The organism is Pseudomonas sp. Fl4BN1, assembly GCF_009908285.1.
Taxonomy (GTDB): Bacteria; Pseudomonadota; Gammaproteobacteria; order Pseudomonadales; family Pseudomonadaceae; genus Aquipseudomonas.
The window spans coordinates 103410-119213 of sequence record NZ_JAAARM010000009.1 but is presented as its reverse complement, the minus strand read 5'-3'; the positions used below and the strand labels follow the sequence as shown (position 1 = coordinate 119213).

15 protein-coding genes are annotated in these 15804 nt (G+C 59.0%); 12 read left to right on the top strand and 3 right to left on the bottom strand.

Annotated features, from left to right (window positions below):
• Positions 1-542 precede the first annotated feature (542 nt).
• The 9 genes from dnaA (at position 543) to GV818_RS12715 (ending at position 9173) form a co-directional block, all read left to right on the top strand.
• Complete coding sequence (dnaA, locus tag GV818_RS12755) at positions 543-2060, top strand: chromosomal replication initiator protein DnaA (protein ID WP_161752503.1); 1518 nt, start codon at positions 543-545, stop codon at positions 2058-2060.
• Positions 2061-2098: 38 nt separating this feature from the next.
• Positions 2099-3202, top strand: coding sequence for a DNA polymerase III subunit beta (gene dnaN, locus GV818_RS12750; RefSeq protein ID WP_161752501.1), 1104 nt, complete (start codon positions 2099-2101; stop codon positions 3200-3202).
• A gap of 20 nt (positions 3203-3222) precedes the next feature.
• On the top strand, positions 3223-4326 hold the full coding sequence (gene recF / locus GV818_RS12745; RefSeq protein ID WP_161752499.1) for a DNA replication/repair protein RecF: 1104 nt from the start codon (positions 3223-3225) through the stop codon (positions 4324-4326).
• A 4-nt stretch (positions 4327-4330) separates the two neighbouring features.
• A complete protein-coding gene (gene gyrB, locus GV818_RS12740; RefSeq protein ID WP_161752497.1) occupies positions 4331-6748 on the top strand; it encodes a DNA topoisomerase (ATP-hydrolyzing) subunit B in 2418 nt (805 codons plus the stop codon).
• A 114-nt stretch (positions 6749-6862) separates the two neighbouring features.
• On the top strand, positions 6863-7360 hold the full coding sequence (locus GV818_RS12735) for an Imm21 family immunity protein (protein WP_161776711.1): 498 nt from the start codon (positions 6863-6865) through the stop codon (positions 7358-7360).
• A 30-nt stretch (positions 7361-7390) separates the two neighbouring features.
• Positions 7391-7861: a hypothetical protein gene (locus GV818_RS34425; RefSeq protein WP_161776710.1), complete on the top strand. Its 471-nt coding sequence runs from the start codon at positions 7391-7393 to the stop codon at positions 7859-7861.
• 129 nt (positions 7862-7990) lie between these two features.
• The gene (locus GV818_RS12725) at positions 7991-8476 is read left to right on the top strand and encodes a DUF4265 domain-containing protein (RefSeq protein ID WP_161776709.1); all 486 of its coding nucleotides are present in this window, start codon (positions 7991-7993) and stop codon (positions 8474-8476) included.
• Between the two features lie 23 nt (positions 8477-8499).
• A complete protein-coding gene (locus GV818_RS12720; RefSeq protein WP_161776708.1) occupies positions 8500-8841 on the top strand; it encodes a hypothetical protein in 342 nt (113 codons plus the stop codon).
• Between the two features lie 11 nt (positions 8842-8852).
• Positions 8853-9173 (top strand): immunity protein Imm33 domain-containing protein, encoded by a 321-nt coding sequence (locus tag GV818_RS12715; RefSeq protein WP_178124878.1) that lies wholly within the window; start codon positions 8853-8855, stop codon positions 9171-9173.
• Between the two features lie 27 nt (positions 9174-9200).
• Here GV818_RS12715 and GV818_RS12710 read toward each other — a convergent pair whose 3' ends face one another.
• The gene (locus tag GV818_RS12710) at positions 9201-9929 is read right to left on the bottom strand and encodes a response regulator transcription factor (protein ID WP_161752485.1); all 729 of its coding nucleotides are present in this window, start codon (positions 9927-9929) and stop codon (positions 9201-9203) included.
• A gap of 232 nt (positions 9930-10161) precedes the next feature.
• On the opposite strand from GV818_RS12710, the gene GV818_RS12705 reads away from it, so the two are divergent.
• From GV818_RS12705 to GV818_RS12695, 3 genes are all read left to right on the top strand, one after another.
• Positions 10162-10446, top strand: a complete 285-nt coding sequence (locus GV818_RS12705; RefSeq protein WP_161776706.1) for a hypothetical protein — start codon at positions 10162-10164, stop codon at positions 10444-10446.
• 405 nt (positions 10447-10851) lie between these two features.
• Positions 10852-11850 carry a FecR family protein gene (locus GV818_RS12700; RefSeq protein WP_161752482.1) on the top strand — a complete coding sequence of 333 codons (999 nt, stop codon included), beginning with the start codon at positions 10852-10854 and terminating at the stop codon, positions 11848-11850.
• An 18-nt stretch (positions 11851-11868) separates the two neighbouring features.
• Complete coding sequence (locus GV818_RS12695; RefSeq protein ID WP_161776705.1) at positions 11869-14190, top strand: CHASE2 domain-containing protein; 2322 nt, start codon at positions 11869-11871, stop codon at positions 14188-14190.
• 222 nt (positions 14191-14412) lie between these two features.
• Here the strand turns inward: GV818_RS12695 and GV818_RS12690 are convergent, their stop codons facing one another.
• Both GV818_RS12690 and gmhB read right to left on the bottom strand, forming a co-directional pair.
• A complete protein-coding gene (locus tag GV818_RS12690; protein WP_161752478.1) occupies positions 14413-15183 on the bottom strand; it encodes a lysophospholipid acyltransferase family protein in 771 nt (256 codons plus the stop codon).
• A gap of 82 nt (positions 15184-15265) precedes the next feature.
• Entirely contained in the window at positions 15266-15799 is a 534-nt protein-coding gene (gmhB, locus tag GV818_RS12685; RefSeq protein ID WP_161776704.1) for a D-glycero-beta-D-manno-heptose 1,7-bisphosphate 7-phosphatase, read from the bottom strand.
• Positions 15800-15804 lie beyond the last annotated feature (5 nt).

The following is a 15804-nucleotide window of genomic DNA, read 5'->3' as shown; positions in this document are numbered from 1 at the left end:
ACGGGCCGGAATGGCCCCCGTTTTAAGAGATCGGCGATTCTAGAGAAAGCAAGCCTCTAGGTCAATTTCCAACCAGCTTTTCCTTTATCTATCTATGTCCGGGTTCAGGATTGTGAGCTCAGGTCAGCTAGATATAAAAATAAAGAAGGAAAGTATTTAAAGCTTTTCTGTAAAGCTTATAAAAGCTAGGGACGCCATCTTCTGTGGATAACTACCTTTAGCCCTTATAGGCCGTACTGTACAGAGAATGACAACACGGTTGAGAAGCAGTGTTCTGCCTGTGCTGCACTGTCGGAAAAGCTGTGTGTGAAAAGGGTTGTTATCCACAGGCGAGTTACCCACAGAGTTCAACCCCGAGTTGTGCAACGACCTCAAGCAGGGTTATCCACAGAGCTTATGCACATACCATTGGTCGTGTTTATTCAGGGTAAGGCGTTGATTCTTAGCGTTCTCAAGGCACGCTACATGTGGATAAGTGGGCGGCTGATCGCTACAATAGCCGCTTGTTTTTGCCTCACCGGCTTTCAACTTAGGGGATATCCGTGTCAGTGGAACTTTGGCAGCAGTGCGTGGAGCTTCTGCGTGATGAGCTGCCTGCCCAGCAATTCAACACTTGGATCCGTCCGCTACAGGTCGAAGCCGAAGGCGACGAGTTGCGTGTATACGCACCGAATCGTTTTGTTCTCGATTGGGTCAACGAAAAGTACCTGGGGCGTGTGCTCGAGCTACTGGATGAGCACGGCAACGGTATGGCGCCGGCTCTTTCCTTATTAATAGGCAGCAAACGCAGTTCGGCGCCTCGCGCTGCGCCCAATGCCCCGCTGGCCGCCGCCGCTTCCCAGGCGTTGCAAGCTAACGCGGCTCCGGCAGCTCCGGCACCCGTCTCTGCTCCGGCGAAAAAAGCCGCGACGCAGAAGGCCGCCGAGGTCAGTACAGAGCCCTCTCGTGACAGTTTCGACCCGATGGCGGGCGCCAGCTCCCAGCAGGCACCGGTACGTGCAGAGCAACGTACCGTCCAGGTAGAAGGTGCGCTCAAGCACACCAGCTACCTGAACCGCACATTCACCTTTGAGAATTTTGTCGAAGGCAAGTCCAACCAGCTGGCCCGCGCAGCGGCCTGGCAGGTGGCGGATAATCCCAAGCATGGCTACAACCCGCTTTTCCTTTATGGCGGCGTCGGTCTGGGTAAGACCCACTTGATGCATGCCGTGGGTAACCACCTATTAAAGAAGAATCCGAATGCCAAGGTCGTGTACCTGCATTCCGAGCGGTTTGTGGCAGACATGGTCAAGGCGTTGCAGCTCAACGCGATCAATGAATTCAAACGCTTCTATCGTTCGGTCGACGCGCTGCTGATCGACGATATTCAGTTCTTCGCCCGTAAAGAGCGTTCCCAGGAAGAGTTCTTCCACACCTTCAACGCCCTGCTCGAAGGCGGCCAGCAGGTGATTCTCACCAGCGACCGTTATCCAAAGGAAATCGAAGGGCTGGAAGAGCGCCTCAAGTCCCGCTTCGGCTGGGGCCTGACGGTGGCGGTAGAACCGCCGGAACTGGAAACCCGGGTGGCGATCCTGATGAAGAAGGCCGACCAGGCCAAAGTCGAACTGCCTCATGATGCGGCGTTCTTCATCGCCCAGCGGATTCGCTCCAACGTCCGTGAACTGGAAGGCGCACTCAAGCGGGTCATCGCGCACTCGCACTTCATGGGTCGCGACATCACCATCGAGTTGATTCGCGAATCCCTGAAGGACCTGCTGGCCCTGCAGGACAAACTGGTGTCTGTGGATAACATCCAGCGCACCGTCGCCGAATACTACAAGATCAAGATTTCCGATCTGCTGTCCAAGCGACGCTCGCGTTCGGTGGCCCGTCCGCGTCAGGTGGCCATGGCCTTGTCCAAGGAGCTGACCAACCACAGCCTGCCGGAAATCGGCGATGTGTTCGGCGGCCGCGACCACACCACCGTGTTGCACGCCTGCCGCAAGATCAATGAACTTAAGGAATCCGACGCGGACATCCGCGAGGACTACAAGAACCTGCTGCGTACTCTGACCACTTGATGACACCAACGCAGCTTATTAAGGCAAGGGACTAGACCATGCATTTCACCATTCAACGCGAAGCCCTGTTGAAACCCCTGCAACTGGTCGCCGGCGTCGTCGAACGCCGTCAGACCTTGCCGGTGCTTTCCAACGTGCTGTTGGTTGTCGAAGGCCAGCAACTGTCGCTGACCGGTACCGACCTGGAAGTCGAGCTGGTCGGTCGTGTGCAGCTTGAAGAGCCGGCAGAGCCGGGGGAAATTACCGTTCCCGCGCGCAAGCTGATGGACATCTGCAAGAGCTTGCCCAACGACGCCCTGATCGACATCAAGGTCGACGAGCAGAAGCTGGTGGTAAAGGCCGGTCGTAGCCGCTTTACCCTGTCGACCCTGCCAGCCAACGACTTCCCGACTGTGGAAGAAGGCCCGGGCTCGCTGACCTGCCAGCTGGAGCAGAGTCGGTTGCGTCGCTTGATCGAGCGCACCAGCTTCGCCATGGCCCAGCAGGACGTGCGCTACTACCTCAACGGCATGCTGCTGGAAGTTTCTGCCGGAATCATCCGTGCCGTGGCCACCGACGGTCACCGCCTGGCCATGTGTTCGATGCAGGTGGATATCGGCCAGCCGGATCGCCATCAGGTGATCGTGCCGCGTAAAGGCATCCTCGAACTGGCCCGCTTGCTCACCGAGCCCGATGGCAGTGTCAGCATTGTCCTGGGTCAGCACCATATCCGTGCCACGACTGGTGAATTCACCTTCACCTCCAAGCTGGTGGACGGCAAGTTCCCGGATTACGAGCGTGTGCTGCCCAAAGGTGGCGACAAGCTGGTACTGGGCGATCGTCAGGCCCTGCGTGAAGCCTTCAGCCGTACTGCGATCCTGTCCAACGAGAAGTACCGCGGCATCCGTCTGCAATTGGCCAATGGTCAGTTGAAGATCCAGGCCAACAACCCGGAGCAGGAAGAAGCGGAAGAAGAAGTGGGTGTGGAATACAACGGCGGTGCGCTGGAAATCGGCTTCAACGTCAGCTACCTGCTGGACGTGTTGGGGGTGATGACTACCGAGCAGGTGCGCCTGATCCTGTCCGACTCCAACAGCAGTGCGCTGGTGCAGGAATCCGACAACGACGACTCGGCTTACGTTGTCATGCCGATGCGCCTGTAATCATGCTCAGCGGAAGCTAGATGTCCCTCAGTCGCGTCTCGGTCACCGCGGTGCGCAATCTGCACCCGGTGACCTTCTCCCCCTCCCCCCGCATCAACCTTCTCTACGGCGCCAATGGCAGTGGCAAAACCAGCGTGCTGGAAGCCATCCACCTGCTGGGGCTTGCCCGCTCGTTTCGCAGTGCGCGCCTGTTACCGGTGATCCAGTATGAGCAGCTGGCCTGTACCGTATTTGGCCAGGTGGAGTTGGCTCAGGGTGGGCACAGCAGCCTGGGAATCTCCCGGGATCGCCAGGGGGAATTCCAGATCCGCATCGATGGTCAGAATGCCCGCAGTGCGGCACAGCTGGCGGAGATCCTGCCGCTGCAACTGATCAACCCCGACAGCTTTCGCCTGCTGGAAGGTGCACCGAAGATCCGTCGGCAGTTCCTCGACTGGGGTGTGTTCCATGTGGAACCTCGTTTCATGTCCACCTGGCAGCGCTTGCAGAAGGCCCTGCGGCAGCGGAACTCATGGCTGCGGCATGGTACACTTGACGCCGCTTCGCAAGCGGCCTGGGACCGGGAACTGTGTCAGGCCAGCGCTGAAATCGATGAATACCGCCGCGCTTACATCAAAGCCTTGAAACCAGTCTTTGAGCGGACCTTGAGCGAACTGTTGGAGCTCGAGGGCCTGACGCTTAGCTATTACCGTGGTTGGGACAAGGAACGAGAGCTCAGCGAAGTACTCGCGACCTCCCTGCACCGTGATCAGCAAATGGGTCATACCCAGGCCGGTCCCCAACGTGCTGATCTGCGTCTGCGCTTGAGTGGGCACAACGCCGCGGACATCTTGTCCCGTGGCCAGCAGAAGTTGGTGGTCTGTGCCTTGCGCATTGCCCAGGGGCACCTGGTCAGCCAGGCCCGCCGCGGTCAGTGTATTTATCTAGTGGATGACTTGCCGTCCGAGCTGGACGAGCAGCACCGCCGCGCTCTATGTCGCTTGTTGGAAGACTTACGCTGCCAGGTGTTTATCACCTGTGTAGATCACGAATTATTGAGGGAAGGCTGGCAGACGGAAACGCCAGTCGCTTTGTTCCACGTGGAACAAGGCCGTATCACCCAGACCCACGACCATCGGGAGTGAAGGCATGAGCGAAGAAAATACGTACGACTCGACCAGCATCAAGGTGCTAAAAGGTTTGGATGCCGTACGCAAACGTCCCGGTATGTACATTGGCGACACCGATGACGGTAGCGGTCTGCACCACATGGTGTTCGAGGTGGTCGATAACTCGATCGACGAAGCTTTGGCCGGCCATTGCGACGACATCAGCATCATCATCCACCCGGACGAATCCATCACCGTGCGCGACAACGGTCGCGGCATCCCGGTGGATGTGCATAAAGAGGAAGGCGTTTCCGCAGCAGAGGTCATCATGACCGTGCTCCACGCCGGCGGTAAGTTCGATGACAACTCCTACAAGGTATCCGGCGGTCTGCACGGTGTAGGTGTGTCGGTAGTGAACGCGCTGTCCGAGGAACTGATCCTCACCGTACGCCGCAGCGGCAAGATCTGGGAACAGACCTACGTCCACGGTGTACCGCAAGATCGGATGAAGATCGTTGGCGACAGCGAAACCACCGGTACCCAGATCCACTTCAAGCCTTCGGCTGATACCTTCAAGAACATCCACTTCAGCTGGGACGTCCTGGCCAAGCGGATTCGTGAACTGTCGTTCCTCAACTCCGGTGTCGGCATCGTCCTCAAGGATGAACGCAGCGGCAAGGAAGAGCTGTTCAAGTACGAAGGCGGCCTGCGTGCGTTCGTTGATTACCTGAACACCAACAAGACGCCGGTCAACCAGGTGTTCCACTTCAATGTCCAACGTGAAGACGGCATTGGTGTAGAAATCGCCCTGCAGTGGAATGACAGCTTCAACGAGAACCTGTTGTGCTTCACCAACAACATTCCGCAGCGCGACGGCGGCACCCACTTGGTGGGCTTCCGTTCGGCACTGACCCGGAACCTGAACACCTACATCGAACAGGAAGGCCTGGCCAAGAAGCACAAGGTTGCCACCACCGGTGACGACGCTCGTGAAGGCCTGACCGCGATTATCTCGGTGAAGGTACCGGATCCGAAGTTCAGCTCCCAGACCAAAGACAAGCTGGTGTCTTCCGAAGTGAAGACCGCTGTCGAGCAGGAGATGGGCAAGTTCTTCTCCGACTTCCTGCTGGAAAACCCCAACGAAGCCAAGTTGGTGGTGGGCAAGATGATCGATGCTGCGCGTGCTCGTGAAGCGGCGCGTAAAGCCCGTGAAATGACCCGCCGCAAGGGCGCGCTGGATATTGCCGGCCTGCCGGGCAAACTGGCGGACTGCCAGGAAAAAGACCCTGCCCTGTCCGAACTCTACCTGGTGGAAGGTGACTCTGCTGGCGGCTCCGCCAAGCAGGGACGCAACCGCAAGACCCAGGCGATCCTGCCGCTCAAGGGCAAGATCCTCAACGTTGAGAAGGCGCGCTTCGACAAGATGATCTCCTCGCAAGAGGTCGGCACCTTGATCACCGCGCTGGGCTGTGGCATCGGCCGCGACGAGTACAACATCGACAAGCTGCGTTATCACAACATCATCATCATGACCGATGCTGACGTCGATGGTTCGCACATCCGTACCCTGTTGCTGACCTTCTTCTTCCGTCAGTTGCCAGAGCTGATTGAGCGTGGCTACATCTACATCGCTCAGCCGCCGCTGTACAAGGTCAAGAAGGGCAAGCAAGAGCAATACATCAAAGACGACGAGGCCATGGAAGACTACATGACCCAGTCGGCGCTTGAAGATGCCAGCCTGCACTTGAACGACGAAGCCCCTGGGATTTCCGGCCCTGCGCTGGAGGCTCTGGTGAATGACTTCCGCATGGTGATGAAGACCCTCAAGCGTTTGTCGCGCCTGTACCCGCAGGAGCTGACCGAGCACTTCATCTACCTGCCGGCCGTGAGCATGGAGCAATTGTCCGATCACGCGGCCATGCAGGATTGGTTGGCCAAGTTCGACGTCCGTCTGCGCACTTCCGAGAAGTCCGGCCTGGTCTACAAGGCCAGCCTGCGTGAAGACCGTGAGCGTAATGTCTGGCTGCCAGAGGTCGAGCTGATCTCCCACGGGCTGTCCAACTATGTCACCTTCAACCGCGACTTCTTCGGCAGTAATGACTACAAGACCGTCGTCTCTCTCGGCGCTCAACTGAGCACCTTGCTGGACGAAGGTGCTTATGTTCAGCGTGGCGAGCGCAAGAAAGCGGTGACCGAGTTCAAGGAAGCCCTGGATTGGTTGATGGCGGAAAGCACCAAGCGTCACACCATCCAGCGATACAAAGGTCTGGGCGAAATGAACCCTGAGCAACTGTGGGAAACCACCATGGACCCAAGCATGCGCCGCATGCTCAAGGTGACCATTGAAGACGCCATCGGCGCCGACCAGATCTTCAACACCCTGATGGGTGATGCGGTCGAGCCACGTCGCGACTTCATCGAAAGCAATGCCCTGGCGGTGTCCAACCTGGATTTCTGATCCGCAGCGGCACCTCAAAAGCCAACGCCTAGCGTTGGCTTTTTTTTGCGCGGACATCATGGCGTTGTCTGTGGATCATGTAGCTGTTCTGCTCAACAGGAAGGCAAGGAGCCTATGAGTCGATTCAAGATTTCTCCATGGCTGTCCAGTTCCGGTGGCCCCTTGGTGGTGATGGGTGAAGGCTTGGCCGGTCTGTGGCGTGGCCTCGACGGTGATCCCTCGGATTACCACAGGGCGTGTCAGATGGATGACTATGCCGGTCGGCTGGCGGGTGTCGATGGCGACATTCTTGTCCTGGGTGACGAGCCTTTGGACACGGCGATTGCCACGGCAGACGATGCCTTGCTGATTATCCGATGGATGTGCGCCCCATCTGAGGCCGAGGTGCTGGCGCAGCTTGAGTTGCTTGAGCTTGGTCCACTGACCCCGATCGAGCGATTGAGTATTGATTGGTCAAGCGACGCGCTGGTGCTGTTTGATGGGGCCGACCGGTTTGATCCACAGGCTTGTCTGCACCTTCAACTGCTGTCGCCGCACAGCGAGGTATCGACATTCCGCTACCCGCCCACGCCCGATACCGCCCTGTTGATCCACCAGATAGTGCCTCGCTAGTGGGCCCATCCGCACTGAGGTTTGGCATGCATGGATAGGCAGCATTACCTTTTTGATGAGCAACGCTACCCCATTGCCTGGCGGTTCAATGCTCGGGATTGTGGGTTGTCCGATAGCGACAAACAGCGTCTGTGCTTGTACCAGCAGGCGCAGTCCCAGGCGCTATGGGATGAGTGGGTTGCGGTTTCGCACCTGATGAGCGTCAGCGCCGGGACGTTTCAGGTCAGCGAAACGACCACCCTGGATTTCAAGCGTCGGGCAGACGGCGCCGGGTTTTTCCAGAAGACCCTAGAGGGTGAAAAATGGCTCTGGTTGTTCTGGGGCAGGTGCTGCGCAGCACAGGTGCCCAGGGATATTTTTATAAAATGCTGGGACGACTTTTTCTATCCATCCGATGAGAATACGGTCCTGGTCATGCCGGGCAGTGCAGAGGTCATATTTTCCTTCGAGGAAAACTTCTTTCACGGACAGTTTGTGAGGCCCATGGCGGCGCCTTTGTGAGATGGGATGGAAAACTCGACAGCACATGCTTCGAGACGTGTTTATCGAGCAGTTGACCCCGCTACTCAGCTGAGCCCGGCTCGGCCCTTTTCACCCTTTGTCAAAACAGCAATCGCTCGGAAATTGGTTATGGATGATGAAAACCAGGAAATATCGATTCGGGTTGTCGCGGGGCAGAACAACCACGGCCCGGTCTACGAGCCGCTGCATGTACGTCGGATCGATGAGGACAGTTACGAGATTCTCTATTCACCAGGGCTGACGCTGAACCTGGCCAAGGGCGACATTATCTCGATCAAGGACCCCCAGGCCCCCGCCGTGGTGCTCAAGCGTGGCGGCAACTTCTGCATCCATATTTATGCCAATCACATCCCTGAAGAACACATCGTTGCCCTGGCGGCGGATGTGGCGACCGAATTGGGCGGCATGCTCGACGGGCGTTACAAGGGCAATCTGACATTGTCGGTACCAGCGCTAAATGGCATGGACAACATCGCCTTGTTCTTCAACCGCTTCCGTGAGATCACGGGCATCGAGTGGTACTACGCCAACATCTATAAAAACCTCGATGACACCGATGACGAGACCTTGCTCAATTGGTGGCTGGATAGCTGATCGCGAACGGAGTGAAGACGAGCATGGGCTACGAATATTGCCTGGTGTTTGATGAGCCGCTGGACGTGCGGCAGGTCATGCATAGACTGCGCGGCAGTGCGGATTGTGTGCGGGCTGCAGAGCAGGTGGTCGAGTTCAAGGACCCTGGCCTGGGCAGCAGCGCCGACTATGATCTGCGCCTGACCTTCGAGAGTGACCATAGGCTCTGGATGGAGCTGCTGTTCCGGACCGCGGCGTTACACAAGTGCCTGGAGCCGGTGCTGCGAGGGCGTCGTTTCCGGTGTTTCGAAGAGGGTGACAGCGATGACGAGGTTGCACTCGAACAGGTCTTTGCGCTGGGCCGTATTCTCCCCGTTTTCCCTTGATGGCTGGCCCAATGAACCCAAGACAGAAGCTTATCTGTGAACGCTACGACCTTGCTCCCCAGGCACCGGAGCCGATGATTGCACTGGCCACCGGCTCCCTTGCGCAGTCGCCCATCTACGGCACCCGGGTCGAGTTGCCGGAGAACGGCACGGTCAGTTGGTTTTTCCACTGCGGCGAACATTCCGCCGCTGTGGATTTCTACCAGCCTCTGTGCGCCGAGCATCTGCTCGAGCTGTTGCCGGAGGTGATCGATTACCTGTATCTGCCGAGCGGGACGCATTTCATCATCGACCGCGGCGGCTATGAAGATGTCTGGCGGGACCTGGAATGATATCAAGCCGCTTTTGACGGCAAGCAGTCAGTTGCCCTGCTCGTCAGGCGACGCGACACTTTCCAGGCGATAGCCATAGCCGTAGATCGTCAGCAGTTGCCAGCCCCGATCGGCCGTCAGCCCCAGCTTGTTACGCAGGCGGTAGATGTGGGTATCCAGAGGCCGTGAGGAAACGATTTCCTCATGGGTCCAGAAACGCTCATAGAGGTACTCCCGGGACAGCGGTCGCCCCAGGTTGGCGAACAGGCAGCGGGCCAGGCGGTACTCGCGTTCGGTGAGGCTGATGGGGGCGCCGGCGCGGGTGACGGTCAGCTCGGCATCGTCGAAGTTCAGGTCGTTGAAGCTCTGCACCTCTTCACTGTTGTTGCGCTGCAAGCCGTGGCGGCGCAGCACCGCGTTGACCCGGGCCTTGAGCTCGTTGGGACGAAAGGGCTTGCTCAGGTAGTCGTCAGCCCCGGTGTTCAGGGCCTGGACGATGTCGCTCTCGGCATCGCGGCTGGTGAGCATGATGGCCGGTGGGGGCGAGTCCATGTGTTCCCGGGTCCAGCGCAGCAATGACAGGCCACTGAGGTCCGGTACTTGCCAATCGAGAATCAGCAGGTCGAAGGTTTCCCGCCGCAGTTGGCGCAACAGGTCTTCACCGCGCTCGAAGCTGTGCAGGGTCCAGGGCTGTTCGCCAGCGCCGGGAATTTCTCGCAGTGTCTGTTCCACCCGTGCCAGTTCTGCGGGTTCGTCATCCAGTATTGCGACACGCATGCGAGGCAGTTCCTTATGGTTCGGGGAGCGCACGAGGCGGTGGCTTGCGCTCTGCGGGCTAGGCAGAAGTTTAGGCTCCAGAACTGAATCTGAACAATTGTGGCGAATTGCTCTTGGGGCCCTGCTCCCTCGGTACGCTGATATCAAATAGCCGGTAATACGCCAGGAGCACTGGTGTCGCCGGACTGTTGCAGCGGCACGATACCGGCTCGAACACGCAAGGAAAACAATCATGGGGAACATGTTCAGGAAAGGCCAGGCCGCCGTTGTTGGAATCTTCAGCGGTAAGGATCCGATACGCTTTTTCAGTCTGTTGCTGGCCGCCTATCTCGGGGTCAATGCCAGCACTATGCATTCATCTGCAGCGCCTTCCTACACGGCAGTGATGCCCGAGTACACGCGAATGGCGTTGCCCAGCCCTGTCGATTCATCACTGACCCTGGATGCAGAACCGGTGATGGGGCGCATAGCACTGCCTTCCCGCGCCCAGCAATCGGTTCAACGCTGGGTTTTCTAGGGGCGCTGTGGATGATTCTGAACAAATATTGCAAATCCGTCGCAGCCGCCCAGGCAGCGTTACATTGCTTGCCGCTGAGTGGCACACGGGGGCACCTGGAAGTGCTCCGACACAGGGAGTGTCAACCGCCAGGCTGGCGGGACAACGCGCGCCTGCGTGCGTCGTTGAAGGGGAAAACAGGGAGTGCCTCCTCAGGACTCTGGATCGGGCGACTGGTCGCTTCGATCCCGACACAAGGATGTGTCACTTTTTTCTCCCCTGAATCTCCTCCCCCCTTTGCTTCACCACCACCTCCCGCTCCTGAACGGGCGGCATCATGCAGTGTCCGGCTTTCTGCCAGTGACCAGCCTCAGGTATGGTGCGTAGGATTTCGCCGTGGTTTCCCCAAAGGCTCAAAGCATATCCATGAATGACCTCTGCCCTTCTCCGTCCGCTGGCCGGTCTCAGGTGGCGCGAGCCGCACTGCTGTTGGCGGGGTTGATCCTGCCGCTGTGCACCGTGCAGGCCGCCCCGCAACGCCTGCCCTATATCGATGACAACCAGCAATGTCGTGGCCAACCGCTACCGGCCACGGTCGAACACTTGACCGGTGAAGCCTGGAAGCTGGACGCCAAGGGCCGTGAGGTGGCTCTGGAAGAAGGCATGAGCATTGATGAAAAAGAGGGCGTCAAGACGTCGCCATCAGCGTTTGTCAGCTTGTCCTTGGGGGATGGCTCACGGGTGGTGCTGCCCTCCAGCTCACAGATCACCTTGCAACTGAACAACCAGTACCGGATTCCTCAGGTGGTCCTGGAACAGGGGCAGATCGAGTCCTATGTGATCAAGCGCAGCAGCGACCATGATCGCTTCCAGATCGTCACTCCGGTGGGCGTGTTGGGGGTGCGCGGCACCCATTTCCGAGTGCGCAATGATGATCAACAAGCCCTGGTGGAGGTGCTCAACGGGCAGGTGGCGGTGAGCCGGGAGGAAGACTCACCGGGCAAGGCTGCGCCGCGTGCTCGCAAGCGTCCTGTGGATAAACCCGCAGGGCCGGTGCCGGGCGAGGTCCAGGTCATGGCGCGTCAGGGCTTACGGATTCAGAAACAAGGTGAGTTGAAGCCGGTGGAACTGCTGGCGGCGCCCAGGTTGTTGGGGCAGGCCGGTCAAATCGCCGCGCTGCCGGTTTGGCAACTGATCCTGCAACCCTTGCCGGGTGCCCGTCGTTACCGAGCCCAGGTGGCCACTGACAAGGATTTCCTGAATATCAAGCAGGAGCAGTTCTCCAGTACCCCGGAAGTCAACTTCACTGGTTTGAAGGCATTTTTCTATCACGTGCGCCTTTCGGCGTTCGACGAGCATGGCCTGGAAGGAGAGACCGGGGTTTATGACATCTTCTATTACCCCAGAACCACCCGTGTTCAATAACTCGTCGGCAGACCGCTGATGGGCCTGTGGAGCCGCCGCACCGATGGCCGTGAGTCAACCCAGGCCCAGCATCTGTTCCGGCGCCTGGTGCGGCAGTGGTTGTGGGTCAGCCTGATTCTGCTGCCACTGACGGCGGTGCTGTCCCTGAGCCACGGCCTGGCCCTGAACAACCTGTTCTATGACAATCTGCGGCGTTTTACCCCGCTGCCGGTAGACCCACGAATTCTGCTGGTGACCATCGATGACTACAGCCTTCAGCAATTGGGTCGTTGGCCCTGGCCCCGGGCGATCCATGGCGAGTTGCTGGACCGGCTGACTGCCGCCGAGGTCAAGGGCGTGCTGTTCGATGTGATCCTCAGTGAGCCTGGCGCTACGCAGGAGAACGATACCCGCCTGGCGGCTGCCCTCTGTCGCGCCGGCAACGTATTCCTGCCAGTACTGCGTGAGGGCGCCGCCCGCTATGGCCAGGACCTGGCCGAGATCCCTCCGGTAGCGCTGCTGCGCAACTGTGCCCGGGGCCTGGGTCACATCAATGCTGAAGCGGATGCCGATGGCACGGTCCGCAGTGTCTACCTGCAGGAAGGTCCGCAGCAGGCACCTCGAGCGCAACTGTCCTGGTTGCTTTACCAACTCACCGAAGCCGACCCGCTTTTACCGCTGATGCCGGGTTCCGGGAGTCCCCTGGTCGCCCAGGGCTGGCTGCGTGCCAACCTGGTACGTATTCCCTTTATCAGCAAGGCCGCGGGCTTTCCCAGCGTGCCTTATGCCAGTGTGTTGCGGGGCGAAGTGCCAGCGCAGCTGCTGCGGGGTCGGTTGATCCTGGTGGGGTCCACGGCTCCAGGGCTGGGGGATCGCTACGTGACGCCGCAATCCGGCAGCCAGGGCACCACCCCGGGAGTCGAGATCCAGGCCAACCTGCTTAACGGTCTGTTGCAGCATCGCAGTATTGTCGCCCTGGGCAAATGGTCGGGAATGCTCTTATCCATGGCCTTGACCGCCGCCCTGCTCGGTCTGCTGCTTTGGCGTCCGCGCCACGCCTTGTGGATAACCCTGGGTTGCATAGGCTTGGCGTTGCTGGGGTCGGTACTGATGCTGCGCCTGGGGTTCTGGTGGTCGCCGGTAGCGAGCCTATTGGGCATGCTGCTGGCGTATCTGATCTGGAACTGGCGCCGGTTGAGCGTGATCCTGGCCTATTTCGGCTGGGAGCTTGCGCGCCTCGACAGCGAACCCAAGGTGCTACCGGAGCGACGCCGTAGTCAGACGCCGGTGGGTGATGTGTTGCAAGGGCAGATTGTCGCCCTGGAGCAGGCTTTGAGCCGGACCCGGGATACCCGGCGCTTTATTGCCGACGGCCTGGAATATCTGCCGGTAGCGACCCTGATCAGTGATCCGGACGGCAAGATCCTGCTGGCCAACCGCAATGCCCGTGATGTGTTTGCCCATTCGCTGATCGGGCAGGCCCTGATCCCGCAACTGGCGCTCCTGGGGTATCCGGGGTTGGCAGAACCGGCCTTGTACCCGAGCCTGGCGCAGTTGCCCGCAATAGAATTCCGCGATGTTCAGCAACGCAGTTTGCGCATGGAGTTGGTGCCTTTGCTGCCGGTGGACAGCGACACACCGATCGGCTGGTTGTTGAGCCTGACCGACCTGAGTGTCGAGCGCGATGCCGAACAGCAGCGCGGAGTGCTGCTGCGGTTTCTTTCCCACGATTTGCGCGCGCCCCACTCAGCGATCCTTGCGCTGCTGGATGTCCAGCGTCATCAACCCTCGCTGCCCAAGCAGGTATACGCCCAGATCGAGCAGCAGGTTCGCCGGGCGCTGGGGCTGACCGACGCCTTCGTGCAACTGGCCAAGGCCGAATCGGAGGCCTATCAGTTCGAGCCGAGCATGTTCGCCATGCTGGTACTGGATGTCTTCGATCAGGCCACCACCCTGGCTCAGTTGAAGAATATCGGTCTGCGGCATGATCTGGATGAAGAAGCGGAAGGCCTGGTCCTGGCGGATCAGTCGCTGCTGACCCGAGCCCTGTTCAATCTGCTGGAGAATGCCATCAAGTACAGCCCGGCAGGCTCCACCGTAAGCGTGCAAGTCAGTTGTGCCGAAGGTTGGCTGCGTTGCGAGATCCGCGATGAAGGCCAGGGGATTGCGACTGCGGATCTGCCCCTGCTGTTCGGCCAATACCAGCGCTTTGCCTCGGCCAAGGGCATCGACGGCCTGGGCCTGGGCTTGTCCATGGTCAAGGCGGTGGTGGATCGGCATCACGGGCGCATCAGCTGCAAGAGCGTGGTAGGCCAGGGCTCGTGCTTCATCCTCGAGCTGCCCCTGCTGGAGGACCTGTAGCTGCTGGAATGCCGTAGATCATCCCGGTACTTGAGGCCCTCGGAAGGCGCTGTGCGCCTTATCTCAGCCTGCAGTCATTGCGGATCGATTTCTTGCCTTCAGAAAAACTTATGCACGTTTTTCAGTATTTTATGAGCTCTTGAAATATACATATAAATCAGTGATTTATACGTAAATTTTAGCCATTGTACGAAAAGTCGTACACAGGTTATCCACAGAAGCTCATACAGCAATCTTATCCGCAGGAGTGGCCAATGGTGGCAATGAGCCCATATCCCGCTGAGCCTGTTCGTTCCATGCTGCCACCCGGTCATTGAGCTCGGCGATGGCCCGTGGGCCGCTGCCTTCGGCATACATCGGTGCGCCAATGGTCACGGTGATGGTGCCGGGACGCTTGGCCCAGCCGCTCTTCGGCCAGTACTTGCCAGCATTGTGGGCCACCGGCAGCACCGGCAGGTCGGCGTTCACCGCCAGGGCGCTGCCGCTGCGGGAAAATTTGCCGACCTGGCCGAACGGCACACGGGTGCCCTCAGGGAAAATCAGCACCCAGACGTTGTCCTTGAGCAGCTCGTTGCCCTTGCTCGCCACTTGCTTGAGGGCGGCTTTGGGGTTGTCCCGATCAATGGCGATGGGCCGCAGCATGGCCATCGCCCAGCCGAAGAACGGCACAAACAGCAACTCGCGCTTGAGCACTTGGCTCAGAGGCTCGAAGTAGGCCGAGAGGAAGAACGTTTCCCAGGTGCTCTGGTGGTTCGAGACGATCACGCAAGGCCGTTCGGGGACGTTTTCCGCGCCCTGTACTTCCACGCGGATGTTCAGAAATACCTTGGTCAGCCACAGTGCGCAGCGGCACCAATAGACGTTGATAAAGCGATAGCGCGCCTTGAATGGCAGGAACGGCGCGATAAAAAAGCTCAAGGAGCACCACAGCAAGGAACTGGTGCCCAGCAGCAGGTAAAAGAAGAAGGTTCTGATGGCCTGCAGGATCGACATAGCGGCATTTACCATTGCGGGCATGCCCGCCTGTTAAAAAGCGCTCTCCCAAACAGTCCTAGGTCAGGATGCCAGAAGGGGCCTAATTGTGGATAAGTTCAGCGGCAATGGCCGCCAGGTCGTCAAATATCAGGGTGCCTACCGGCAGGGTTTTCCCCAGGGTCTTTTGGCCTTTCCCGGTCTTTACCAATACTGGCTGAGAGTCGACGGCTTTTGCGGCCTCCAGGTCACCGAGACTGTCACCAACAAACCATAGACCGGTCAGATCCGCCTGGTAGTGCTCGGCAATGGTTCGCAGCATGCCCGGTTTCGGTTTGCGACAGGCGCACCCTTCGTCGGGGCCGTGGGGGCAGTAGACGATCAGCCCAACCTCACCACCCTGCTCGGCCACCAGCTCGCGCAGGCGCGCATGCATGGCATCGAGAGTGGCCAGGTCGTAGTAGCCGCGAGCGATGCCGGACTGGTTGGTGGCAATCGCCACCGTCCAGCCGGCCTTGCTCAACTGCGCGATGGCTTCGATCGAGCCGGGGATTGGAATCCACTCCTGCACCGATTTGATGTAGGCATCGGAGTCGTGATTGATCACGCCATCACGATCGAGTATCAGCAGTTTCACAGCAG